21 protein-coding genes are annotated in these 23,458 nt (G+C 54.7%); 13 read left to right on the forward strand and 8 right to left on the reverse strand.

The window, feature by feature from the left end:
- Positions 1-45: 45 nt before the first annotated feature.
- Positions 46-1,371, reverse strand: a complete 1,326-nt coding sequence (locus WCT94_RS10930) for an MmgE/PrpD family protein (RefSeq protein ID WP_336869580.1) — start codon at positions 1,369-1,371, stop codon at positions 46-48.
- Between the two features lie 63 nt (positions 1,372-1,434).
- The gene (locus WCT94_RS10935) at positions 1,435-2,787 is read right to left on the reverse strand and encodes an MmgE/PrpD family protein (protein ID WP_336869581.1); all 1,353 of its coding nucleotides are present in this window, start codon (positions 2,785-2,787) and stop codon (positions 1,435-1,437) included.
- Between the two features lie 331 nt (positions 2,788-3,118).
- Here WCT94_RS10935 and WCT94_RS10940 point away from each other — a divergent pair, with 331 nt between their 5' ends.
- On the forward strand, positions 3,119-3,769 hold the full coding sequence (locus WCT94_RS10940) for a GntR family transcriptional regulator (RefSeq protein WP_336869582.1): 651 nt from the start codon (positions 3,119-3,121) through the stop codon (positions 3,767-3,769).
- A 585-nt stretch (positions 3,770-4,354) separates the two neighbouring features.
- On the opposite strand, the gene hemY is transcribed toward WCT94_RS10940, so the two are convergent.
- From hemY to hemC, 4 genes are read right to left on the reverse strand one after another with little or no spacing between them, the layout of a single operon-like run.
- Positions 4,355-5,548 (reverse strand): protoheme IX biogenesis protein HemY, encoded by a 1,194-nt coding sequence (gene hemY / locus WCT94_RS10945; protein WP_336869583.1) that lies wholly within the window; start codon positions 5,546-5,548, stop codon positions 4,355-4,357.
- Between the two features lie 2 nt (positions 5,549-5,550).
- Entirely contained in the window at positions 5,551-6,675 is a 1,125-nt protein-coding gene (gene hemX / locus WCT94_RS10950; RefSeq protein ID WP_336869584.1) for a uroporphyrinogen-III C-methyltransferase, read from the reverse strand.
- 23 nt (positions 6,676-6,698) lie between these two features.
- Positions 6,699-7,439, reverse strand: coding sequence for a uroporphyrinogen-III synthase (hemD, locus tag WCT94_RS10955; RefSeq protein WP_336869585.1), 741 nt, complete (start codon positions 7,437-7,439; stop codon positions 6,699-6,701).
- Positions 7,436-8,377 (reverse strand): hydroxymethylbilane synthase, encoded by a 942-nt coding sequence (hemC, locus tag WCT94_RS10960; protein ID WP_336869586.1) that lies wholly within the window; start codon positions 8,375-8,377, stop codon positions 7,436-7,438. The genes hemD and hemC overlap by 4 nt, the downstream gene beginning before the upstream one ends.
- Positions 8,378-8,911: 534 nt before the next feature.
- Here hemC and WCT94_RS10965 point away from each other — a divergent pair.
- Together WCT94_RS10965 and WCT94_RS10970 are read left to right on the forward strand one after the other, a co-directional pair.
- A complete protein-coding gene (locus tag WCT94_RS10965) occupies positions 8,912-11,467 on the forward strand; it encodes a class I adenylate cyclase (protein WP_336869587.1) in 2,556 nt (851 codons plus the stop codon).
- 45 nt (positions 11,468-11,512) lie between these two features.
- Positions 11,513-12,685: an MFS transporter gene (locus tag WCT94_RS10970; protein WP_336869588.1), complete on the forward strand. Its 1,173-nt coding sequence runs from the start codon at positions 11,513-11,515 to the stop codon at positions 12,683-12,685.
- 36 nt (positions 12,686-12,721) lie between these two features.
- On the opposite strand, the gene cyaY is transcribed toward WCT94_RS10970, so the two are convergent.
- Positions 12,722-13,042, reverse strand: a complete 321-nt coding sequence (gene cyaY, locus WCT94_RS10975; RefSeq protein ID WP_336869589.1) for an iron donor protein CyaY — start codon at positions 13,040-13,042, stop codon at positions 12,722-12,724.
- Between the two features lie 59 nt (positions 13,043-13,101).
- Between cyaY and lptM the strand changes: the two genes are divergently transcribed.
- The 10 genes from lptM (at position 13,102) to WCT94_RS11020 (ending at position 22,529) form a co-directional block, all read left to right on the forward strand.
- Positions 13,102-13,287, forward strand: coding sequence for an LPS translocon maturation chaperone LptM (lptM, locus tag WCT94_RS10980; protein WP_336869590.1), 186 nt, complete (start codon positions 13,102-13,104; stop codon positions 13,285-13,287).
- A gap of 77 nt (positions 13,288-13,364) precedes the next feature.
- Complete coding sequence (gene dapF, locus WCT94_RS10985; protein WP_319849851.1) at positions 13,365-14,189, forward strand: diaminopimelate epimerase; 825 nt, start codon at positions 13,365-13,367, stop codon at positions 14,187-14,189.
- On the forward strand, positions 14,186-14,890 hold the full coding sequence (locus tag WCT94_RS10990; protein WP_205947416.1) for a DUF484 domain-containing protein: 705 nt from the start codon (positions 14,186-14,188) through the stop codon (positions 14,888-14,890). Before dapF ends, WCT94_RS10990 begins: the two co-directional genes overlap by 4 nt.
- Positions 14,887-15,822, forward strand: coding sequence for a tyrosine recombinase XerC (gene xerC / locus WCT94_RS10995; RefSeq protein ID WP_336869591.1), 936 nt, complete (start codon positions 14,887-14,889; stop codon positions 15,820-15,822). Before WCT94_RS10990 ends, xerC begins: the two co-directional genes overlap by 4 nt.
- A complete protein-coding gene (gene yigB / locus WCT94_RS11000) occupies positions 15,822-16,538 on the forward strand; it encodes a 5-amino-6-(5-phospho-D-ribitylamino)uracil phosphatase YigB (RefSeq protein ID WP_336869592.1) in 717 nt (238 codons plus the stop codon). The genes xerC and yigB overlap by 1 nt, the downstream gene beginning before the upstream one ends.
- Positions 16,539-16,742: 204 nt before the next feature.
- Complete coding sequence (gene uvrD, locus WCT94_RS11005; RefSeq protein ID WP_336869593.1) at positions 16,743-18,905, forward strand: DNA helicase II; 2,163 nt, start codon at positions 16,743-16,745, stop codon at positions 18,903-18,905.
- A gap of 269 nt (positions 18,906-19,174) precedes the next feature.
- Positions 19,175-19,921: a cyclase family protein gene (locus WCT94_RS11010; protein ID WP_336869594.1), complete on the forward strand. Its 747-nt coding sequence runs from the start codon at positions 19,175-19,177 to the stop codon at positions 19,919-19,921.
- Between the two features lie 188 nt (positions 19,922-20,109).
- Positions 20,110-20,166, forward strand: coding sequence for a YsgD/CorL family protein (gene ysgD, locus WCT94_RS20825; protein ID WP_349814568.1), 57 nt, complete (start codon positions 20,110-20,112; stop codon positions 20,164-20,166).
- A gap of 166 nt (positions 20,167-20,332) precedes the next feature.
- Positions 20,333-21,283 (forward strand): magnesium/cobalt transporter CorA, encoded by a 951-nt coding sequence (gene corA, locus WCT94_RS11015; RefSeq protein WP_336869595.1) that lies wholly within the window; start codon positions 20,333-20,335, stop codon positions 21,281-21,283.
- A gap of 187 nt (positions 21,284-21,470) precedes the next feature.
- Entirely contained in the window at positions 21,471-22,529 is a 1,059-nt protein-coding gene (locus WCT94_RS11020; protein WP_180787104.1) for an AbrB family transcriptional regulator, read from the forward strand.
- Here WCT94_RS11020 and rarD read toward each other — a convergent pair.
- Positions 22,495-23,424 carry an EamA family transporter RarD gene (gene rarD / locus WCT94_RS11025; RefSeq protein ID WP_336869596.1) on the reverse strand — a complete coding sequence of 310 codons (930 nt, stop codon included), beginning with the start codon at positions 23,422-23,424 and terminating at the stop codon, positions 22,495-22,497. The genes WCT94_RS11020 and rarD overlap by 35 nt on opposite strands.
- Positions 23,425-23,458: the final 34 nt, after the last annotated feature.

A 23,458-nucleotide genomic window follows, 5' to 3' on the forward strand; every position in this document is an offset into this window, starting at 1 on the left:
ATAATGCCTGATGCGTTCAATTCGTATCAAGCACCCGTTCCGCCGTTAACGATAATCGTCATGCAGCAGGCGTTGATACAGCGCCAGCGCCTCAGGGCGTGGCAAAGCCTGACTGGCGCAGTCGATGAATTTCTCCGCAATCAGATTATCCGGCAGCGGGTTCTTTGCGCTGGAGCCACGCGCGCCTGCCACGCGGCGATGATAGGTGTGGCCGTCACGAGTGATTAGCGTAACGTGCGCCGTGTGTGTGGTGGGTTCGTCATGACAGATGAGCTCAACGCGTGCCATCAGCGATTGTGTGGTGGGGTCGTGCAGCGCCGCTTCGTCAATAAAATCGTCCAGCGTCAGCTTTCCCTGCACCCAGGCACGGGCAATACAGTAGTGCAGGCTGAATTTCCCCGCCAGCGGCGTATCCGGCGTCGGGATGTTGATGTGCGGGAAGCGAATAGGGTGGATGGCAATCTGAATGCGTTCCAGCGATTCTGGGGACAGCCCGGTTTCCTCGCGTAGTGTCAGCAGGCCGTCCAGCGGTGCCAGAATGGCGTAGCAGCAGGGGAAATATTTAAAATTATTCCCTTTTACGGGGTCCAGAATATGAGACGGTGCGGACCAAGGTTCGGTTAACGGCGTGGTGTCGACGTTTTCGGCGGCGCGGTTGTAGACGTTGAAATACCCGTGGTGATGTTCAAATGCGCTATCCCCTGCGCTGTATCCCTGACGCGCCAATAATACCGCCATGACGGCGCTGCGATTGGCGTGGCCGACTGCCAGTGATTTCGTTTGACTGCCGAAGTTGGATTTGATGCCGGAGGCGAGTGACGCCGTGATTGCAAAGGCGGTCGCCGTTTCTTCTTCACTAAGCTTCAGCAGCACCGCGCAGGCTGCCACGCCCGCGAAAATGCCGACGGATGTTGTGGGGTGCCAGCCGTTGCGATATTGAAAAGGGCTGACGGCTTTGCCCATGCGTACCGCGGTTTCATAACCACACAAATAGGCATGCAAGATTGCTTCTCCGCTCGCTTCCTGCTCGTCTGCCAATGCCAGCAGGGCCGGAAGCACGGCGACAGAAATATGCCCGTGCAGCCAGGAGTTGGAGTCGTCAAAATCGAGCAAATGTGCGGATGTGCCGTTTAATAACGCCGCATCCAGCGCGTTAAGTTTGAGAGCGGTACCGAAAATACGGCTCTTTCCCGCGGCGGCGGAGGGCACTATTACCGCCCTGAGTTTTTGCGCCCCGTCCTGAATCCCCCCCGCGAGCGTGACGCCCAGCGTATCAATTACGGCAGTGCGGGCGTGTGCCAATACGTCGGCAGGGAACGTCTGGCGAGAGAATTCCAGCAGATTATGGGCAAGCTGGCGGGCAATGGTCATGGAAGCGTCCTGTCGTTATCGTGAAATTTTTATATCGAATGGTTTATGTCTAACTGAAGCGCGTTAGCCCGCTAATAGCGAAGTCAGCGTCGCGAGCGACCCCGGCTGCTCAAAGTGGAAAGCTGCCTGATAGAGCCGACGGCTGCGATCTTCCCCCAATACGGGGAGGGTCAGCGTGTCAAACTTGGTGCGCAGCTCGGCGTCGGTCAGTGGATTTTGCGGGTGGCCGCGATAAACATCGGTTTCGGCATGGAGTATTTCGCCGTCTTCCAGTTCGATATCGATAAACGCGGAACTGGCCGACTGCCCCTCGACGGCATCGATCTGTAGGCGTGACAGCAACTGGCGTGCAGCCGGGTCGTCAACGGTCTGCTGCGTAAAGTCCGTATCGGTGAGGCGGTAGCCGCTCAACGCCAGCGCAATGCAGTGCGGAATACTGAATTTGCTCTCCAGCAGGGTTTGCGGGTTGGCGATCCCCGCGTTCACCATTCCCATTGGATGGACTTTGGCATGAATACGGGTGATAGCGCGGCCTTTTAGCTGTGGATAGAGCTTGAGCGCCGTTTCAATTGACGCATGGGTTCCTCGACAGCTGGCATACAGTTTGTAGCCGTTACCCAATAGCTCCCAACTGTCGCCAAAATCGAGTGGCGGGATGACGGCGCTGCCGTCCTGCACAAAGGTTTTTACCCAGCCATCGGTTTCATAAAAGTGATGGGCGGCAATAAAACCTTCCTCAGCCAGTTCTGCCGCTGTGATGCCATCCATGGCCGCTTTGCCAGCATGAAACGGTTTGCCGTGCGTACCGGATGATTTCTGCAATCCCCCCATCATTGTCGCGGCCGCCCCCAACGCATTGGCAATGGCGTTGGGTTCCAGACGCAGAATGGAAGCGGCAACGGCTGCTGCCCCCGCGCGTCCGACAATCGACGTTGGGTGAAAGCCTCGACGTTGCAAGCTGCGACCTACGCCAGGCACCCAGCCGCCCCCCAGTCTGGCCATGACTTCAAATCCGGTGATAAACGCGATAAGCGTCGTGCGTTCGTCCGCACCGTAATGCTGTGCCATTGCCAACGCGGTTGACCAGCAAGGGCCGCTAGGGTGTCCCGCACCAGCCGGATGCGTATCGTCATAGTCGGCTGCATGAGAAAGTGTGCCGTTGATCAGCGCCGCCAGCGCCGGTGTGGTTTTCGCACCGAGAATGATTTGCGCTTTTCCCTGAGCCTGCCAGCGTTGCGCCACGCGTTGAACTGCACTGGCCGCATCGTCTCCTGTCGCGCCAATGGAGACACCCAGATAATCAATGAGCGCCCGCTTGGCTTCGTGCCACACGGCATCGGGGATCGTCATTGTGGGCGCGTTGTGAATAAACTGACTGAGCGCGTTGCCGCGAGGAAACGTCGGGGTGACAGACATCGTAGGAGCTCCTTAAGCAAAAACGCGAGGAGATTGCCAGTACACCGAACGGTGCTAAGATTCGCGTTTTGTATTGTTGAATGCATTTGTATACAGTGTGTGGCGAAAAGCATATGCAATCGCCCATTCAGTGACAAAGACGCTTTTTCGCTAAGCTAAGTACAAAATATGCGATGCGATACCTTGCTAAAGGCAGGGCGTCGGGCAAACTTGAATTTTTCTCAATGCATGACGATCCGTAGCGTGAAGGTGCGAACCGCTATAAAAGGCGAGGCGTTTGTCCATCTGCACGCGGCCTTATTCCGACCGTCACACGATATATCAAGGGACTATGAACTTAACACTTAACGACAAAGCATCGGCGCTGTCGCCATTCGAGGTACTGATTAACGCGATAGAGAAAGGCGAGCTGCTGCCTGGTGAGCGTTTGCAGGAAACGCGGTTAGCGAAGCAGTTTGGATTGAGCCGGACGCCGATTCGTGAGGCGCTGCACCGTCTGGAAGCGTTGGGGCTGGTGGAGCCGGGTCCACAGCGTGGACTGATGATCGCGCAGATCAGCTATGAGCGACTGCGTCAGCTTTTCGCCGTGCGTGAAGGGTTAGAGCGGCTGGCGATGGAGCTTGCTGTCGCGTCTGCGTCGGCAGAAGAACTGGCGCTGCTTCAGGATATGGTCGACGTGGAGAAGACCCTCACCGACAGCCGACAACTGCACGATCATAATCGGCTTTTTCATCGCCAGATTTACCGGGCAACTCACAATCCGTATCTGAATGAGATGCTGGAAAATCTGCGTATTCATTTGTCGCTCCTGCGCGGAACCACTTATGAGTCCACGGAACGTACCGAAGAGGCGCGGCGTGAACATCAGGCGATTGTGGCAGCGCTGGTACGGCGTGATAAGGACGCGGCACAAGAGGCGGCTTGCCAACATATTCGTAACGGCTATCGTGCCCGACTAAGCATGTTAAATCAGCAGCTTTGATTGAACTGTCGGAAAAACACGACACTTGGGGTGATCTGCTGTCTCAAAAAAGAGACATTTAATTCATTGATTAATAATGGTTAATGTTTTTTATGATAAATCCGTCTCTGAATAGCGACATATTTTGTGAGTGGGGTCTCGTTTTTATCACCTTGTGTACGTTTGCTTTTCTTCCCGTGAGGAAATAAAAATAACATTGATTATTAGCGGGTTATCATTGAATTGAGAGACGATGGTAATAAAATTATGCATGTTGGCATAATTTGTGCTTAAATATACGTGTAGATGCTCATTCCACCTTCTATGCTTGCTTCGGCTTCATAATCCTGGGAATGATGCAGAGCCAATTTGAGGTGCCTATCGTCCAACTCCAGATGAAGATGCAAATCTCCATCGGGCTTTCCGGACATAACGTTGAGTGAGGCACCATTCTGTTGTCTGACAGACCTGATATTTTCAACGCTTACCGTTTATCGGTAAGCGTTTTTTTTCGTCTGATGAAAATGTTCGGTAACGGCCTTCTTCCGAAACATAAAACGAATAAGGCTCCAAAAAGGAGCCTTATGAAAGGGATGGCGTAGCGAATCAGTCGGCAGGCTGCTGTAGCGTGAGCAGTAGCCCTTCGCGCCGCATTTGTGCCGCTTCATCCGGCAGACGTAACCGATCGAGAGCGTCGGCGCGCCAGGCATAATCATAAGCGTCCGGACGGAGCTCCAGCGCAGTGCGGAAGGCATCGCTGGCCTGCTGCCATTCGCCGTGTTTCATCAGCAATTGCCCTAGCGTGCTGCTCAACAGCGGGGTTGCTCCTTGCTGCTTGATGTACTGGTGTAGCACTTTTTCCAGCTGTTCCGGGTTTCCGGCTTTGAGGCGTGGCATCAACAGGATCAACCGCTCGTCATATTGACGTTTTAGACCGTCGAGAATGATCTTCTGAGCGGTATCATGGTCGTCACACTCGATCAAATGTTCAGCCATCGCGACCTGAAGCGGAATCTCATGGCGCACTTTACGGCTCTGATTATTCCACCACGATTTCAGCCCCTCGCTGCCGCCATCCGCCATCGCCTGATTCATCAGACCGATATAGGCCTGCTGCTGTAGATCCAGCAAACGTTCTTCAGGGTACAGATTGATCTTGCGCATCGCAGGCAGAATATCCAGCAGCGCGCTATAGGCGTGAGTACACAGGAAAGCCTGCTCTGCCAAACGCAGCACCTCTGGGTGGCGGGGCGCAACTTCCAGCAGTTTATCCACGCCGTGACGTGCGGCATGATCTTCATTACGCGCTAGCTGAATACGCACGCGCGTAATATCCACCGGAAGCTGATCGGTATCTGCAACCTCGGCGGCACGCTCCAGATATTGCTTGGTGCGGAATTCGTCACCGCGCTGCTGAGCGGCTTCGGCGGCCAGCAGGTAGTTAACCACGGGCTGCTCAGCATGGTCGGCATTACGCGTCAGTAGCTTCTCTACCTGTAAATAATCCCCTTCGGCCAGCTTGAGGAGCGCGGCTTTGGTTTGCTTTCTGGCGCGAGTGCGTTTGCGACCGAGGAACCAGCCGCGCGTGCGGGATCCGGTACGAAAGAGCCGGCGGAGCACCCATTCCACCGCCAGAAAGGCGAGGAAAAACAGCACCAGCATAATGACCAGACCGGTCACGCTGGTTTGAATATCATAATCATCCGTCTGGATCAGGACGTAGCCTTGGTGACCCGCGACGATCGGGCCGATCACAACGCCAGCGATTAGGATCAGGAACAGCAATAAGACTTTTAGCATGTTCATTCTCCCTGCTGCGTGGCTGGCGCCTGAGCCAGCAGGTTACGAACACGCGTTTGCATCAGTTTTTCCAGCAGCGCCTGACTTTGTAGCTCCATTGGGACATCCAGTGAAACTGACTGTTGGCTTAAGGCATCGAGCTGATCCAAAAAGGCCTGCGTTGTGGGGTCGGTAGTATCGAAGTAGGCGCGAACCCAGGTTGCAGCCGTTTCCAGCGACTGTTTGTACACTTCATTCTGGTGACGAGGAATAGCTTGGGCGGCAACCAGCAGACGTGAACGGATATTCTCACGCAGGTACACATCCTGATTCGGTGCCAACAGCGGTTCGGCAGCGCTGTCGCGGCGGCGAATGGTGATAAAATCCGCCATGAAATTGTGCCAGCTTTTGCTTAGATTCTGTCGCCATTCGCTCAAGGAGGCGGACAGTTCTGTACTGTTGGCGTCCATCGGCGCTTCATCGGTGCTGTTATCGGCGAGCTGCAAGTTGTCCAACTGGTCGGTGAGCTGATTCACTTTCAGGATGATGCCGTCAAAATCCACCTGGCTCACGCCTGCCAGCGCACCGATATCGCTGGTCAGCGCACGACGGATTTCTATCAGGCTGGGATCGTTCATTTCCGCCAGACTCGCGTCCGCGCTTTTCAGCAACGCGCCTGCGGTGGTGACGTCTTTGTCGCTCCACAGCTTACGTCCTGCCAGTTTCACCAGAAAATCCGCCTGAGCGATCAGCCAGGTATTGGTGTCATGGCTGGAAAGTGCCGCCAGTTTATCGCGCAGTTCATCTGACTGACGCGTTAGCGCCTCCAGACGCTGTGCGGCCGTGTCCTGCGCTTTGCTTTGCTGCTGCTGAGCGTCCTGCCACTGCTGTTGTTCCTGTTTGTGCTGCTGTTGCAAGGCGTTTAACTGTGCTTCCAGACGTTGAAGCGTGGCATTTTCTTTCTGCGCCTGCTGGTGGCCGTGGTAATACAACCCCGCGCCTATCGCCAGCGCAATGACAATCGCGATTGCCCCCAGCACGGCACCACTGCGTTTGGGTTGTGGTGCGGGATCCTGCTGCTGATGCGCGGGTTCAACCCGTTCAGCAACCTCGTCGGATGGAGCTGTGGGGGTATTGTGTTCCGTCATAATGGTACATCCCATGATCAGGTTTATTGTAGTGCGCGCACGAGCGCATCGTTATCGGCGTTATCGGCCACCCGGATATCGCGCCAGCCAAGCTGACGAGCCTGTTCTGCCAGTCGTTCACTGACGACGATCAAGCGGCAGCCGAGTAACCAGGAAGCCCGATAGTAATCAGGTACTAAAGTATAGATCCGTTGTAGCATTTCTCCGCTGGTGATCACCAGTTTGTCGATGCCTATTTGTTGCCAGTGGCGGCTTTGCTCCGGCCCATCATAATGAACGTCTCTGCGCTGATAACATTCGCAGTAGGTCACCTGCACGCCGCGTTCAGTTAGCGTTTCTCCCAGCAGTTCCCTGCCGCCGTTTCCGCGCAGTAATAGTGCGCGCTTGCCGGAAATGTTTTGCAGTTCAGGTAGTTGCAGGAGCGTTTCGCTGGTTTCGCGTTCGGGAGGGTAGATTACCGGATGGGCGCTGGTTTTATGCAGCGCCAGTGCCGTGGTGCGACCAATCGCATAATAAGCGAGATGAGCAGGCCAACTGATGCCCGCTCGTGCCAGCATCGGATCGGCGTAGTGAATCGCGTGTTGTGAGAGCGCAAACACCAGATCGTCGGCGCGCAGCGTCTGTAATAGTGCTGGCAAGCTGGCAAGCTCTCGTCCGGGTGAAAACTCGATCAGCGGACTGTGCCAGGCGTTATAGCCAAGCTTTCTTAAACGGGTCACCAGTTGTTCGCCAGTTGGTGACGGACGGGTAACCAGAATCGTCATGATGAGCTCGACCCGTGATAAACGGCCTGAAGGATAGCGCTGGCCCCTTTTGCTAACAGCTCTTCCGCCAGCGCAATACCGATTTTTTCGGCGTCGGAGACGCTTCCTCTACGTTCACCGACGATCATTTGGCTACCGTCCGGGGCACCAACCAGCGCCCTCAGCCACAGTGTATCGCCTTCCAGTTCGGCGTAGCTGCCAATCGGCACCTGACAGCCACCTTCAAGACGCACATTCATGGCGCGTTCAGCCAGGACGCGGGCAGCGGTAGCGGAGTGATTGAGTGGGGCAAGGAGTTGGCGGATGCGATCGTCATTTAAACGGCATTCGATGCCGATAGCGCCTTGTCCGACGGCGGGCAGAGATTCTTCCGGGCTCAACGCGCTGCGGATACGCTCTTCAAGGCCGAGGCGTTTTAGACCGGCAACGGCAAGGATAATGGCGTCATACTCGCCGTTATCCAGTTTTGACAGGCGCGTTCCGACATTGCCGCGCAAATCACGAATCACCAGATCGGGACGTCGGGCGCGCAGCTGACATTGGCGGCGCAGGCTGGACGTGCCGACACAGCTGCCTTCCGGTAACTGTTCGAGGCTGTCGTAACGGTTGGAAACAAAAGCGTCGCGCGGGTCATCGCGTTCGCAAATGGTGGTCAGGCCAAGGCCATCCGGGAATTCGACGGGCACATCTTTCATGGAATGGACGGCAATATCAGCGCGCCCTTCAAGCAGCGCCAATTCCAGCTCTTTAACAAACAATCCCTTACCGCCGACCTTTGCCAGTGGCGTATCCAGGATGATGTCGCCGCGGGTCACCATCGGCACCAGCTCCACGTGTAAATCCGGGTAGAGGTGATTCAGACACTGCTGAACATATCGTGCTTGCCACAGGGCGAGCGGGCTTTGTCGGGTGGCAATTCTAATAATATTGGCTAACATGCTTGATACCGTTTTTATCATTTTCCGCCATCGTATCATTGATGGTGCGTTGGTGTCAGGTTGTGGGCATTAGCGGTGCGCCTTTTAAAACGGTCTGAAATTCGGGTGCCGCATACATAGATATACTCTAAATAATTCAAGTTTCAGGCAGGCGGCAAGCGAGGGAATCCCGATGAGCTTACTTAAGTAAGTGATTCGGGTGAGTGACAAATCTGCCAAAGGCAGATTTGAACGCTGTTGGCAGCGGCCCCAACGGGGCGAGGTGCACGTAAGTGTGCCGAGTAGCGCAGCCAACGCACAATGCAACTTGAAGTATGACGAGTAGGAAGCCGTGCTGATGCAGTCGGGTAGGTAAATTCGTAATAAAGCAAGATAGATAAGTCTAACTTTCTTTACTTTCTTTACGCCCATTCAGCAAGGTGTTAAATTGATCACGTTTCCAGCAATAATTCGCTCAACATTCTTCTAATTTCATCATGGCGAATTTGGAACACGGGGTTTTTCTAGGCACTGGGATAAATCAGGCGAAACGTCTTGTACTTCTACATCGAGACTTTGAAGCAAAGACTGGATGCGATCAACCAACTGCGTGTTGACCGTGCTCTGGGAGCAATGAAGCCCGCTTTTCAGCAGGTTTACAGTCTTCTGCCCATTTTATTACATCATCATCACCCGTTGATGCCCGGCTACCTTGAAGGTAAGGTGCCTCACGGTATCTGCACTCACACGCCTGATGAAAAACAACAACAGTACCTGGATGGCATTGCGTTGCGTTGGGGTCAGTTTGACTGTTCTCATCCGCAGGGCGAACTGCCGATCACGGGCATCTATTCCATGGGAAGCACCTCGTCTATCGGGCAGAGCTGTAGCTCCGATCTCGATATCTGGGTGTGTCACCAATCCTGGCTGGACAGCGAAGAACGCCAGCTCCTACAGAAGAAATGTACGCTGCTGGAGCAGTGGGCTGCGGCGCAAGGCGCTGAGGTCAGCTTCTTCCTGATGGATGAAAGCCGTTTCCGCCACAATGAAAGTGGCAGCCTGAGCGGTGAGGACTGCGGCACCACGCAGCATATTCTGTTACTCGACGAATTCTACCGTACCGCTGTGCGTATGGCGGGTAAACGCATTCTGTGGAACATGGTGCCAGTCGAAGAAGAATCTCACTACGACGAATATGTGCTGTCACTGTACTCACAGGGGGCGCTGGCACCTAACGAGTGGATGGATTTAGGCGGCTTAAGTACGCTGTCGGCAGAAGAGTATTTTGGCGCAAGCCTTTGGCAGCTGTATAAAAGCATCGATTCTCCTTATAAAGCCGTACTGAAAACGCTGCTGCTGGAAGCCTATTCCTGGGAATACCCGGATACCAGCCTGCTGTCGACCGAGATTAAAAAACGTCTGCATGATGGCGAGATCGTCTCTTTCGGTCTGGATCCTTACTGCATGATGTTAGATCGCGTGACGCATTATCTGACGGCGATCAACGATCCCACGCGCCTCGATCTGGCGCGTCGATGTTTCTACTTAAAAGTGTGTGAAAAGCTCTCCCGGGAACAAGCCTGCGTCGGCTGGCGTCGCCAGATTCTGAGCCAACTGGTGCAAGAATGGGGATGGAGCGACGAACATCTGGCCATGCTGGATAATCGCGCTAACTGGAAAATCGAACAAGTACGCGAAGCGCATAATGAACTGCTGGATGCGATGATGCAGACCTATCGCAACCTGATTCGCTTCGCCCGCCGTAATAATCTGAGCGTCAGTGCCAGCCCGCAGGATATCGGTGTGTTGACCCGTAAACTGTATGCCGCGTTTGAAGCGCTGCCGGGCAAGGTTACCCTGCTGAATCCACAAATCTCGCCCGATTTGTCTGAACCGAACTTAACCTTTATCTATGTTCCGCCGGGTCGTGCGAACCGTTCTGGCTGGTACCTGTACAATCAGGCGCCGTCGATGGATGCCATCGTCAGCCATCAACCGCTGGAATATAACCGCTATCTGAACAAGCTGGTGGCGTGGGCATATTTTAATGGTCTGCTGACACCAAGCACGCGTCTGTACATTAAAGGCAACGAGCTGTGCGATATCACGCGCCTGCAAGCGCTGGTGGACGATGTCGCCAGCCACTTCCCGCTGCGACTGCCTGCACCCACGCCGAAGGCGCTGTACAGCCCGTGTGAAATTCGTCATTTGGCGATTATCGTCAATCTGGAACACGATCCGACGGCGGCCTTCCGCAATCAGGTGGTGCATTTCGATTTCCGTCATCTGGATGTCTTTAGTTTCGGCCAGCAGCAGCAGTGTCTGGTCGGCAGTATCGACCTGTTATATCGCAACTCGTGGAACGAAGTGCGTACCCTGCATTTCAGCGGCGAGCAGGCGGTGTTGGAAGCGCTGAAAACCATTCTGGGCAAAATGCACCAGGATGCGGCGCTGCCAGAATCACTGGAAGTGTTCTGCTACAGCCAGCACCTGCGCGGGCTGATTCGTACCCGTGTGCAGCAACTGGTGTCCGAATGCATTGAGCTGCGTCTGACCAGCACGCGTCAGGAGCCGGGTCGCTTCAAAGCGGTGAAAGTGGCGGGGCAAACCTGGGGCTTGTTCTTCGAGCGGCTGAGCGTGTCGGTGCAGAAGCTGGAAAATGCGGTCGAATTTTATGGCGCAATCTCCAACAATAAACTGCAAGGCCAGCCGGTTCAGGTTGAAACCAACCATGTACATTTACCGCCGGTGGTGGATGGCGTCGCCAGCGAAGGGATTATCCAGTTCTTCTTTGAAGATCTGACAGAAAATCAGGGCTTTAATATCTATATTCTGGATGAATCGAATCGCGTTGAGGTGTATCACCACTGTGAAGGCAGTAAAGAAGAACTGGTGCGCGATGTCAGTCGCTTCTATTCGTCTTCGCACGATCGCTTTACCTATGGTTCCAGCTTTATCAATTTCAACCTGCCGCAGTTCTACCAAATTGTGCAGTTGGATGGCCGTACGCAGGTGATCCCGTTCCGCAGCAGCGCGCTTTCTCATCTGTGCATTACGCCAGTCGTGGATGATGAGGTGATGACCATGAAGCAGCGGCTACAGATTTTATAACCACTCTATACTCGGCTTTCAGCGTATTCAGAAAAGGATGTATTGATGGATTCGTTGCAACGCCGAAACTTGATACTGCTGGCGCTCGGACAAGGGCTGACCGGCAGTATTATTTCCCTGATGACGCTATGTTCTACGCTGGTTGGCGTATCCATGACGCCTGTTCCACTGCTGACGACATTACCGATTACCGCGACGGTGTGCGGCGCGGCGCTGATGATCTACGCCGTTTCCTCATTGATGACAAAATATGGCAGACGTAATGCGTTCATCATCGGCACGCTGCTGGGCCTGTCGGGGGCGCTTCTGGCGGCGTTGGCGATTGTGCTACACAGCTTCTTCCTCTTTGTGTTCTCGACGTTTGTTCTGGGGATGTCCTGCGCCTTCAATCAATATTATCGTTTCGCCGCGGCTGAAATTTTTACCGACAGTCAGCAGAAAAATCGTGCCATTTCATGGGTGATTAGCGGCGGTGTTCTGGGGGGCTTCCTCGGTCCGTTCGCGGCGAGTCAATCGTCTCAGCTCTGGGCACCGTACCCGTTTTTCGGCAGTTTTATCGCGGCGGCGTTCATCTGCGTCATCACATCACTGCTGCTGCTTGGTCTTAAACTGCCTCCGATGTCCGCTGCCACGGCCAGCGTTCAGCGTAGTGAACCGCTATCGTCCATCCTGAAAAGTCGGGCATTTGTCTTGGGAACGGCGAGCTGTTCCGTCGGGTTTGTGGTGATGACGTTATTAATGAATTCAGTGCCGCTGGCGATGCATCAGCACCACTTTTCCGTCAGCCATAGCGCGACGGTGTTGCAATGGCATTTTGTGTCCATGTATGCGCCCGCGCTGCTGTTAGTGCTGCTGGCGCAACGGCTGACGCCGATTCAGGTTGTGGCGATTGGCATGGCGTGTAACGTGGTTGGCGTGGCGGTCGCGCTGAGTGGTTTGACGTTCTGGCACTTCCTCTTTGCGCTGGCGCTGTTCGGCATCGGGTGGGCGTTTATGTTTAACGGCGGGACCTTTATGCTCAACGCCTTTACGCATTCCGTGCATAAATCCCGTTTGCAGGGCATTAATTCGCTGATGATTTACGTGCCTAACGCCTTGGCCTCGCTGTCCGCTGGCAGCATGATGGCGCTGACCAGCGGCTGGCCGCTGGTGAATATGGTCGGTATCGGCATGCTGTTGTTACTGCTACTGGCACTGGCATTACTGGGGCGGCGCTGAGGTACGGTGCGCTGCAGGCCATGGAACATGTGGCCATTACTCGAAGCGAACGGTTTCCCCGGCCTGAGCCGAACAGGCGGATGACAGCAGCGCGATAAAGTCCTCACCGCTGCGATCGCATATCCAGCGTGCGTCCTGACGATTGAAGTGGTAACCACCTGCTTTGGTCGCCAGCCAGATTTGGTGCAGCGGCTCCTGCCGATTAATCACGATTTTGCTGCCGTTCTCAAAACTCAGCGTCATCACGCCGCCGTTGGTTTCGTAATCGATGTCGGCATCCCCTTCAAACCGATCCAGCGTTTCTTCTAGCTGAAGCATGAGTTCGTCGGCTAATTGGTGGAACTCGCTATCGTTCATTTTCGATTCCTATTGATTTTCATGATCCACCTGCGATTATAGAGAGCATACGAGTATTAATGACAGGTCTTAACGTGATGAAGAACGTATTTCGCCAGTTTTTTCTGGTGTTAGCAGTAGTGAGTTTATTCGGTTGTGGCCTGAAAGGTCCGTTGTATATGCCTACCGATGGCAAATCCGGTGCGTCAACGACTCAGCAAAACGAGAGCCAGCCGCCGCAAAAGAAAACGTCAATGCGTCCTTAATGCGTGACGACAAGAATACATAACAGGTCACGTAGATGTTGATCGCGCCCGGTTAAGCAAGCGGGGGAGTCAGGATAATGCAGTTCGCTAAGATGCACGGATTAGGCAACGATTTCATGGTTGTTGATGCCGTTACGCAAAACGTTTATTTTTCACCCGAATTGATTCGCCGTTTGGCGGATCGGCACTGTGGTGTGGGGTTTGACCAACTGCTGGTCGTTGAGCCGCCCTACGACCCTGAATTGGATTTTCATTACCGTATTTTTAACGCGGATGGCAGCGAAGTGGCACAGTGCGGTAACGGCGCGCGCTGCTTTGCCCGCTTTGTTCGCCTGAAAGGGCTGACCAACAAGCGTGATATTGCCGTCAGTACGCAGACGGGCCGGATGGTGCTGTCTGTGACGGATGATGAACTGGTGCGCGTTAATATGGGCGAACCTAATTTCGAGCCGCAACAGGTGCCTTTTCGCGCGGTCAAAGCAGAGAAAACCTACATCATGCGTGCCGACGAACACACGGTGCTTTGCGGCGTGGTGTCGATGGGTAACCCGCACTGTGTGATTCAGGTTGAGGATGTGGACACGGCGAAGGTGGAAACACTGGGGCCGCTGCTGGAAAGCCACGAGCGTTTTCCCGAGCGTGCCAACATCGGTTTTATGCAAATTGTTGATAGCCACACGGTCCGTCTGCGGGTGTACGAACGTGGTGCGGGAGAAACACAGGCGTGTGGTAGCGGCGCGTGTGCCGCCGTGGCAGTAGGAATCCAGCAGGGGTTATTGTCCGCGAACGTTCGCGTATCTCTGCCGGGCGGGGATTTGGATATCCAGTGGGATGGGCCGGGACATCCGTTATTCATGACCGGGCCTGCAACGCATGTCTACGATGGATTTATTCATTTATGAAGAATGTCGAGGAACAGGCAGAGCGCGAGATCGCACTCAGTGACGAGATGGTTTTGCAGTTCCTGCAACAGAATCCCGATTTTTTTATCCGCAATGCGCGTCCCGTCGAGCAGATGCGCATTCCTCACCCCGTCAGGGGAACCGTGTCGCTGGTGGAATGGCAGCTGGCGCGTCAGCGTAACCACATTACTCAGCTTGAGGAAGAAATCACGCTGCTGATGGAGCAGGCGGGCGCGAACGAAGCGTTGTTCAATCGCCTGCTTGGGTTACAAACTGAATTGGCGTCGGCGGATAGCCTGACGGACATGTTGGATCGGTTGCAGCGCTGGGCGCGTCAGCTTGGTCTGGCGGGCGCGACGGTTCGTCTGTTCAGCGATAAATGGCGCATTGGCGCGCCGTCTGGTTTTACCCACCTCGGACTAAACCGCACCACGTTTGAGCCGCTGCGCATTCAGCGTTTCGGGCAAAGTAACCACTATCTTGGCAGCCTGAACGGGCCGGAACTGCTCCTGCTGCTGCCGCAGGCCAGGCAGGTTGGGTCGGTTGCGCTGTCGTTAATGGGCAATAATCACGATTTGGGCGTGCTGATTTTCAGCAGCCGTGACACCCATCATTATCAGGATGGCATGGGAACCGTGCTGCTCCAGCAAATGGCCATGATGCTGCCAGCGATGCTGGCGCGCTGGATTGAGCGGGTATGAGCCGACAGCCTGCGTCACCGGAGGCCCCTTCCTCTTCGCCCTTACAAGCTGATGTTGATGCTTTTCTGCGCTATCTGAAAGTGGAGCGTCAGCTCAGTCCGCTGACGCAGACCAGCTATTTACGTCAACTGTCCGCGGTTATCACGATACTCTCCGCGGCGGGTGTGGCTGACTGGCGCAAGCTGGATGCCGCTGGCGTGCGTTCCGTGGTGTCCCGCAGCAAGCGTGATGGACTGCATTCAGGCAGTTTGGCGCTGCGCCTCTCGGCATTGCGCAGCTTTCTCGACTGGATGGTGTCACGCGGTGTGCTGGCGGCGAACCCGGCGAAAGGGGTATCCACGCCGCGATCCGGACGTCCACTCCCCAAGAATATGGATGTGGACGAGATGGGCAGGCTGCTGGATATCGATTTGGACGATCCCCTTGCCGTGCGCGACCGCACGATGCTGGAAGTGATGTACGGCGCGGGGCTGCGTCTGGCTGAGCTGGTCGGCATGGATTATCAGCATATTGATTTGGCCAGCGGTGAAATCTGGGTCATGGGGAAAGGCAGTAAAGAGCGCAAATTGCCGATAGGAAAAACGGCGGTAACCTGGCTGGAACGCTGGCTGGCGCTGCGCGAACTGTTTGGCCCACAGGATGATGCCGTGTTTATTTCCAATCAGGGGCGACGCATCTCGATGCGCAACGTGCAGAAGCGTTTTGCCGAATGGGGGATTAAGCAGGGCGTGAATAGCCATGTCCATCCGCATAAGCTGCGCCACTCCTTTGCGACGCACATGCTGGAATCCAGCGGAGATTTACGGGCGGTACAAGAGCTGCTGGGCCATGCCAACCTGTCCACGACGCAGATTTACACCCATCTTGATTTTCAACATTTAGCCTCCGTGTACGATGCCGCGCATCCACGCGCCAAACGAGGGAAACCCTGATGCATTTTTACCGATCTCTTGGCCCGATCCGTGCGATCACGTTCGATCTGGATGACACGCTGTACGACAACGCGGACGTCATCCGGCGCACAGGGCAAGAGTCAATCCGCTTTCTGCAACAGTACCATCCTGCACTGCGTGACTTTCAGGCAGATGATTTTCAAGACTTACGCCAGACCTTGCTTGAGCGCGAGCCGGACATTTATCACGACGTGACCGAATGGCGTCGCCGTGCGGCTGAACTGGCGATGTTAGAGCGCGGCCTGAGCGCGGCAGAAGCTAAGGATGGCGCAAAAGCGGCAATGGAAAATTTTGCCCACTGGCGCAGCCAGATTACGATTACGGAAGAGACGCACCAGACGTTAGCGGCGTTAGCCGAGAAAGTGCCGCTGGCTGCCATCACCAACGGTAACGCTGAGCCGCACCGTTTTGGCCTCGATCGCTATTTTTCGTTTATCCTGCGCGCTGGCCCGCACGGTCGCGCCAAGCCGTTTGATGACATGTACCATCTGGCCGCGGAAAAGCTCAATTTGCCTTTGCATGAGATCCTGCATGTGGGGGACGATCTTACGACCGATGTCGCGGGGTCGATCCGCTGCGGTATGCAAGCCTGCTGGATTAACCTGCGTGAAGGCAGCCTGACGCAGATTGGGGATGCCCGACTGCTGCCGCATATTGAAATTTCGCGGTTGGCATCGCTGTCGGCATTGCTATAATCACTGCATTAATCTGTATAAATCACCAGTGGAAATGCCCTCGCATGTGCTAATACTGGTCACTTAAGCCCGTTATTAGGGGAAACACAGGGGGAGGTTCCCGCAGGGAGGCCTCACCCCTGTAGTCGCCCCGTGTATCTCGATGCTTAAACGATCGACATTACTTACATGTGCGGCGTTTCCCTCACCGGATAACCCGTACCTATGGACGTTTCTGATCTGCTCGATGGCCTCAACGACAAACAGCGTGACGCGGTAGCCGCGCCGCGCAGCAATTTATTGGTGCTGGCGGGGGCAGGCAGCGGCAAAACGCGGGTACTGGTTCATCGTATTGCCTGGCTCTTGTCCGTCGAAAACTGTTCGCCGTACTCCATCATGGCGGTGACGTTTACCAACAAAGCGGCGGCGGAGATGCGCCATCGTATCGATCACCTGATCGGTACCAGTCAGGGCGGTATGTGGATTGGCACTTTTCACGGGCTGGCACACCGTCTGCTGCGTGCGCACCATATGGATGCCAATCTGCCGCAGGATTTCCAGATTCTGGACAGCGAAGATCAGCTACGTCTGCTGAAGCGTCTGATTCGGGCGCTGAATCTGGACGAGAAACAGTGGCCGCCGCGTCAGGCGATGTGGTTCATCAACGGGAAGAAAGATGAGGGGCTGCGCCCGCAGCACATTGAAAGCTACGGCAACCCTATCGAGCAAACGTGGCAGCGCGTGTATCAGGCCTATCAGGAAGCGTGCGATCGTGCCGGGCTGGTGGATTTCGCCGAGTTGCTGCTGCGTGCGCATGAACTGTGGCTGAACAAGCCGCATGTGCTGAACCACTATCGCGAACGGTTTACCAACATTCTGGTGGACGAATTCCAGGACACCAACCGCATTCAGTACGCCTGGATTCGTATGCTGGCGGGCGACAGCGCTAAGGTGATGATCGTCGGGGATGACGATCAGTCGATTTACGGCTGGCGCGGGGCGCAGGTCGAAAATATTCAACTGTTCCTGAAAGATTTCGCCGGCGCAGAAACGATCCGTCTGGAGCAGAACTACCGTTCGACCAGCAACATCCTGAAAGCGGCGAATGCGCTGATCGCGCATAACGGTGGGCGGCTCGGAAAAAACCTGTGGACCGATGGCGTAGAGGGTGAACCCATCTCGCTGTATTGCGCATTTAACGAATTGGATGAAGCGCGCTACGTCGTTAATCGGATTAAAACCTGGCATGAAAATGGCGGTGCGCTGAAAGATAACGCCATTCTGTATCGGAGTAACGCCCAGTCGCGCTTGCTGGAAGAGGCGCTGTTGCAGCAGAGTATGCCGTACCGCATTTACGGCGGCATGCGCTTCTTTGAGCGTCAGGAAATTAAAGACGCGCTGTCTTATCTGCGGCTGATCGCTAATCGTAACGACGATGCGGCGTTCGAGCGCGTGGTAAATACGCCGACACGCGGTATTGGCGATCGCACATTGGATGTCGTGCGTCAGACGTCGCGCGATCGTCAGTTGACGCTGTGGCAAGCCACGCGGGCGCTGTTGCAGGAGAAAGTGCTGGCGGGACGCGCGGCGGCATCGCTACAGCGCTTTATTGAACTGATCGATGCACTGGCCTATGAAACGTCGGAACTGCCGCTGCATGTGCAAACCGACCGGGTCATTAAAGATTCCGGCCTGTGGAGCATGTATGAACAGGAAAAAGGCGAAAAAGGGCAGGCGCGGGTAGAAAACCTCGAGGAACTGGTGACGGCGACGCGCCAGTTCAGCTATCAGGAAGAAGATCAGGATCTAATGCCGCTTCAGGCTTTCCTGTCGCATGCCGCGCTGGAAGCGGGAGAAGGCCAGGCGGATGCCAATCAGGATGCGGTACAGCTCATGACGCTGCACTCGGCGAAAGGACTGGAGTTCCCGCAGGTGTTTATCGTCGGCATGGAAGAGGGCATGTTTCCCAGCCAGATGTCGCTGGATGAAGGTGGGCGTCTGGAAGAAGAGCGTCGTCTGGCCTATGTCGGCGTGACGCGCGCGATGGAAAAGCTGACGATAACCTACGCGGAATCCCGCCGTTTATACGGCAAAGAGGCCTATCACCGACCTTCCCGATTCGTCGGCGAACTGCCTGAAGAGTGTGTTGAAGAAGTGCGGTTACGCGCCAGCGTCTCGCGTCCAGTCAATCACCAGCGTCTTGGCACGCCGATCACGCAAAACGACAGCGGCTATAAACTGGGGCAGCGGGTTCGCCATGCGAAATTTGGTGAAGGCACGATCGTGAATCTGGAAGGCAGCGGCGATCACGCCCGTCTTCAGGTCGCGTTTCAAGGACAGGGCATTAAATGGCTGGTCGCCGCTTATGCCAGACTGGAAACGGTGTGATCGTCACGATGCAGTTTGAAGTATGACGGGGTTATATAACTTATAAAAACCCTGTCTTAGTCTTTATCGTCATTTTCGACAATGCTATACCCTAAATAATTCGAGTTTCAGGCAGGCGGCAAGAGAAGGAATCCCGATGAGCTTACTCAGGTAAGTGATTCGGGTGAGTGAACGTAGCCAACGCACATGCAACTTGAAGTATGACGGGTATAGGTGGCTTGCCGCGTATCCATGGATGTGTGGTATCACAATAAAAAAGGAGCATGCCCATGACGCTAGACCAGATTATTGCCGAATTGCAGAAGAAAAAATGGGTCGATCTTACGCATACGATTACGGAATCAATTCCTATTTTTGGCGCGTTTGAAGGCGTGTTGCAGCGTAAGACCTTATTCAACGTTGAAGATCATGGCTTTTATGCGCAGGCCGTGACGTTCGCGACACAGACGGGGACGCATATTGACGCGCCGGGGCATTTTGTCGCGGGTAAACGTTATCTGGATCGCATTGATAATAAAGAGCTGTTGCTGCCGCTGGTGGTGCTCCACAAACAAGACGCCGTCGCGAACGATCACGATTACCGCCTGTCGGTTGATGACATTCTGGCGTTTGAGCGCGAACACGGGGAAATCCCGTCAGGCAGCTTTGTCGCGTTTGCCAGCGGCTGGAGCACACGCTGGCCTGATATTGACGCCTTCGCCAATAAAGATGAGCAAGGCAACAGCCATACGCCGGGCTGGTCGCTTGAGGCGCTGACGTTCCTGTTTGAAGAACGCGGTATTAGCGCGGTTGGGCATGAAACGCTGGATACAGACTCCGCCGCTGATTTCCGTCGTAACAACGGGCTGATTGGCGAGTTCTTCGTGCTGAACCAGAATGCCTGGCAGGTTGAAGTACTGAACAATTTGCATCAGCTGCCGCCTACCGGCGCTTATATCCACGTCAGCTACCCTAATTTCGCCGGTGCGCCCGGCTTCCCCGTCCGTGCGATTGCCTATCTGCCGGATAACGCCTAATCGATATGCGCGGTTCCTTTTTGCTTTAAGGGACTGCGTTTCTTGCCGATTTCAGCGCCGTATTTATTGGATAAACCTTATTCGTTTGACCAATATTTTACAGCGTGTTTCAGCCGAGGTTTTAAAGTTGAAGTCTTTTTCATCTCGGCGTAACATGCGCGCATCATTATTCTCGGAGGACTAACGCCTTGGACACACCCAGTCGATACTGGCTCACTAACCTGTTCATTAGGTACAACTTCTAAGGCTATCTTCCTCTGCTGATAGCCTTCGTGGTTGTCAGCGACGCTGTTTTTGTCGCTACGAGTCAGATCCGTCGAACGGACTGAAACCTGCTGGTGACACCTCACCTTTGTTTCTGTGCTTCAATCGCGTTGTCCATCTCTGCTACTGAAAGGGGAGCTATGGCCCATGCTGAGCGCATTTAAACTGGATAATTGCCGTTTATCTCGTCTGGAACTGGATGACTCCGATGATCTCACCACGTCAGTTTGGGTCGATTTGATCGAACCGGAAGACGATGAGCGTGAAAAAGTACAAAACGAACTGGGACAAAGCCTGGCAACCCGTCCGGAACTGGAAGATATCGAAGCGTCGGCACGTTTTTTTGAAGATGAAGATGGCTTGCATATTCACTCCTTTTTCTTTTTTGAAGATGCTGAGGATCACGCTGGTAACTCCACGGTGGCGTTTACCATTCGCGATGGCCGCCTGTACACCCTGCGCGAGCGTGAACTGCCCGCGTTCCGCCTGTACCGCATGCGCGCCCGCAACCAAACGCTGGTGGACGGTAATGCTTACGAACTGCTGCTCGATCTCTTTGAGACAAAAATTGAGCAACTGGCGGACGAAATCGAGAACATCTACAGCGATCTGGAATCACTGAGCCGCATCATAATGGAAGGGCGGCAGGGTGAAGAGTACGACGAGGCGTTGTCCACGCTGGCGGAACTGGAAGACGTGGGCTGGAAAGTGCGCCTGTGTCTAATGGATACCCAACGCGCGTTGAATTTTCTGGTGCGTAGAGCCCGCTTACCATCCGGCCAGTTAGAGCAGGCACGCGAAATTTTACGCGATATCGAATCTCTGCTGCCACACAATGAATCCCTGTTCCAGAAAGTTAACTTCCTGATGCAAGCGGCGATGGGCTTCATCAACATCGAGCAGAGCCGGATTATCAAGATCTTCTCGGTGGTCTCCGTGGTATTCCTGCCGCCGACGCTGGTGGCATCCAGCTACGGGATGAACTTTGAGTTTATGCCTGAGCTGAAATGGTCGTTTGGCTATCCAGGGGCGATTGTGCTGATGATCCTCGCCGGACTGGCGCCGTACCTCTACTTTAAACGTAAAAACTGGCTCTAAGTTTTTACCGATACGCCTGATGGAAATTAACCATCAGGCGTATCAACATGCCTTCCTCCCTTCATCGTTCTCCGACTCACTCTTTCTGTTTATTCTCCCGCGCCCGTTCATTTTCCGGCCATCTTGTTTAGAATGGCGGACAGTCCTTTCTATTCTTACTTTCTATTACTAAAAACAGGTCGTGTGCATGAAAGGGATGTCTCCTTGGATGCAATGGGGAATATTGCTGTCGGTTTCGTTATTACTGGGGTTTGGACTACAGGTTTACCATGTTCCTGCCGCGCTGTTGCTGGGGCCGATGATGGTTGGTGTCGTCATGGGCTTGAACGGTGCGACGATTCGCATCCCGCCCGTCGGATTTGCAGGCAGCAATGCCGTTCTGGGCTGTCTGGTCGCACAAAGCCTGTCTTTTTCTATCCTGACTCCTTTGCTGAATGAATGGCCGCTGGTGCTGTTCATTTTGTTGGCGACGCTGGCGGCCAGCGGATTATCTGGCTGGTTACTGGTCAAATTTAGCGAGCTACCCGGAACGACCGGAACCTGGGGCGCATCGCCGGGCGGGGCGTCTGCCATGGTTGCCATGTCTGGAGAGTTTGGCGCGGACGTGCGACTGGTTGCCTTCATGCAATATTTACGCGTCTTGATGGTGACCGCTTCGGCAGCATTCGTGGCTCGCCTGAGCTTAGGCGATGAAGCGGCAGAAAACAGCGCGATGCTAGTGTGGTTTCCTTCACTGGACTGGCGTTTTCTGGCGACGCTCGGCGTGGCATTTGGTAGCGCATGGTTAGCAAGACGCATGCGTATTCCATCCGGGGCACTGCTGGGGCCGATGATTATTGGTTCGATGCTGCATGCCAGCGGCACCTTGCACTTGCAGACCCCGGAGTGGCTGCTGGCGTTGGCCTACGCCGTGATTGGCTGGAGCGTGGGTTTATGTTTCACCCGTCCCATCTTTCTACTGGCAATACGCACGCTGCCGCACATGATGGCGTCGATCGTCGGATTGATGCTGCTGTGTGGCGGAATGGCGTGGATGGTGACGAAAATGATGCCGGTGGATATGCTGACCGCCTTTCTGGCGACCAGCCCCGGCGGGCTCGATTCGATTGCAATTATTGCCGCAGGCAGTCGGGTCGATATGGCGTTTGTCATTGCCATGCAGACGCTGCGGCTGTTTTCGACGCTAGTATTCAGCCCGATCTTATCGCGCTTTATTTCCCGCCGTGTTGAGGCTGGGAAGGTGTAGCGGGCGTGCGCCGTAGCTTACGCTGTGTATAAAGTGCATCCAGAATGAACAGCCCCAGTGCGCCCCAGATGAAGGCAAACGTGACCAGTTTGTCGCTGCTGAACGTTTCACCGTAGAACACCACCGCCAGCAGGAACATGATGGTTGGGCCGAGATACTGGAAAAAGCCGAGCGTCGATAGACGCAGACGCATAGCTGCCGCGGTGAAAAATAGCAGCGGCACCGTGGTGACGATACCCGCCGAGAGCAGCAGCAGGTTTAGCGACCAGGGATTGGCTGTCAGATGGCTGCTTGGCGTATCGGCAATAAAAAACAGATAAATGACCGCCACTGGCAGCAGCCACAGCGTTTCGATCAACATGCCAGTTTGCCCGTCGATACCAATCTTCTTGCGCAGCAGGCCGTATAACGCGAAGCTGAATGCCAGCCCCAGTGCGATCACCGGCAACGATCCGAATGTCCACAGTTGAACCAGTACACCTGTCACCGCGAGCAGCACGGCCAGCCATTGCAAACGGCGGAAGCGCTCTCCAAGGAAGATCATGCCCAACATGACGTTGACCAGCGGGTTAATAAAATACCCCAGACTGGCTTCCAGCATGTGATGGTTGTTGACCGCCCAGATGTACAACAGCCAGTTTCCGCCGATAAGCACCGCCGTTAATGCCAGCAGAAACAGATGCTTGACGTTGCGGCAAGCATAGCTCACCTGACGCCATTTCCGGCCGATGGTCAGCAGGATAAGCATAAAGAAGAATGACCAGATAATACGGTGCGTCAGTATTTCATTGGGTGGAACGTGCTCAAGCAGCTTGAAATAAACGGGAGCAATTCCCCAAATAAAATACGCACCGAGGGCGAAAAATATCCCCTCACGGGTTTGTTGCGCGTTCATGGGTGACTCGATAAGGACGGCGGGAAAACGCTAA

Source organism: Pectobacterium sp. 1950-15, from assembly GCF_037136835.1.
Classification (GTDB): Bacteria; Pseudomonadota; Gammaproteobacteria; order Enterobacterales; family Enterobacteriaceae; genus Pectobacterium.

What these genes read in the sequence shown, in the direction of transcription:
- cyaY (WP_336869589.1), bottom strand. Translation starts at nt 13,042, where the DNA reads ATGAACGATAGCGAGTTCCACCAATTAGCCGACGAACTCATGCTTCAG.
- hemC (WP_336869586.1), bottom strand. Translation starts at nt 8,377, where the DNA reads ATGTTAGCCAATATTATTAGAATTGCCACCCGACAAAGCCCGCTCGCC.
- WCT94_RS10970 (WP_336869588.1), top strand. Translation starts at nt 11,513, where the DNA reads ATGGATTCGTTGCAACGCCGAAACTTGATACTGCTGGCGCTCGGACAA.
- xerC (WP_336869591.1), top strand. Translation starts at nt 14,887, where the DNA reads ATGAGCCGACAGCCTGCGTCACCGGAGGCCCCTTCCTCTTCGCCCTTA.
- WCT94_RS10935 (WP_336869581.1), bottom strand. Translation starts at nt 2,787, where the DNA reads ATGTCTGTCACCCCGACGTTTCCTCGCGGCAACGCGCTCAGTCAGTTT.
- WCT94_RS10940 (WP_336869582.1), top strand. Translation starts at nt 3,119, where the DNA reads ATGAACTTAACACTTAACGACAAAGCATCGGCGCTGTCGCCATTCGAG.
- rarD (WP_336869596.1), bottom strand. Translation starts at nt 23,424, where the DNA reads ATGAACGCGCAACAAACCCGTGAGGGGATATTTTTCGCCCTCGGTGCG.
- hemD (WP_336869585.1), bottom strand. Translation starts at nt 7,439, where the DNA reads ATGACGATTCTGGTTACCCGTCCGTCACCAACTGGCGAACAACTGGTG.
- yigB (WP_336869592.1), top strand. Translation starts at nt 15,822, where the DNA reads ATGCATTTTTACCGATCTCTTGGCCCGATCCGTGCGATCACGTTCGAT.
- WCT94_RS10930 (WP_336869580.1), bottom strand. Translation starts at nt 1,371, where the DNA reads ATGACCATTGCCCGCCAGCTTGCCCATAATCTGCTGGAATTCTCTCGC.
- WCT94_RS11020 (WP_180787104.1), top strand. Translation starts at nt 21,471, where the DNA reads ATGAAAGGGATGTCTCCTTGGATGCAATGGGGAATATTGCTGTCGGTT.
- WCT94_RS10990 (WP_205947416.1), top strand. Translation starts at nt 14,186, where the DNA reads ATGAAGAATGTCGAGGAACAGGCAGAGCGCGAGATCGCACTCAGTGAC.
- hemX (WP_336869584.1), bottom strand. Translation starts at nt 6,675, where the DNA reads ATGACGGAACACAATACCCCCACAGCTCCATCCGACGAGGTTGCTGAA.
- lptM (WP_336869590.1), top strand. Translation starts at nt 13,102, where the DNA reads ATGACAGGTCTTAACGTGATGAAGAACGTATTTCGCCAGTTTTTTCTG.
- dapF (WP_319849851.1), top strand. Translation starts at nt 13,365, where the DNA reads ATGCAGTTCGCTAAGATGCACGGATTAGGCAACGATTTCATGGTTGTT.
- uvrD (WP_336869593.1), top strand. Translation starts at nt 16,743, where the DNA reads ATGGACGTTTCTGATCTGCTCGATGGCCTCAACGACAAACAGCGTGAC.
- corA (WP_336869595.1), top strand. Translation starts at nt 20,333, where the DNA reads ATGCTGAGCGCATTTAAACTGGATAATTGCCGTTTATCTCGTCTGGAA.
- WCT94_RS11010 (WP_336869594.1), top strand. Translation starts at nt 19,175, where the DNA reads ATGACGCTAGACCAGATTATTGCCGAATTGCAGAAGAAAAAATGGGTC.
- hemY (WP_336869583.1), bottom strand. Translation starts at nt 5,548, where the DNA reads ATGCTAAAAGTCTTATTGCTGTTCCTGATCCTAATCGCTGGCGTTGTG.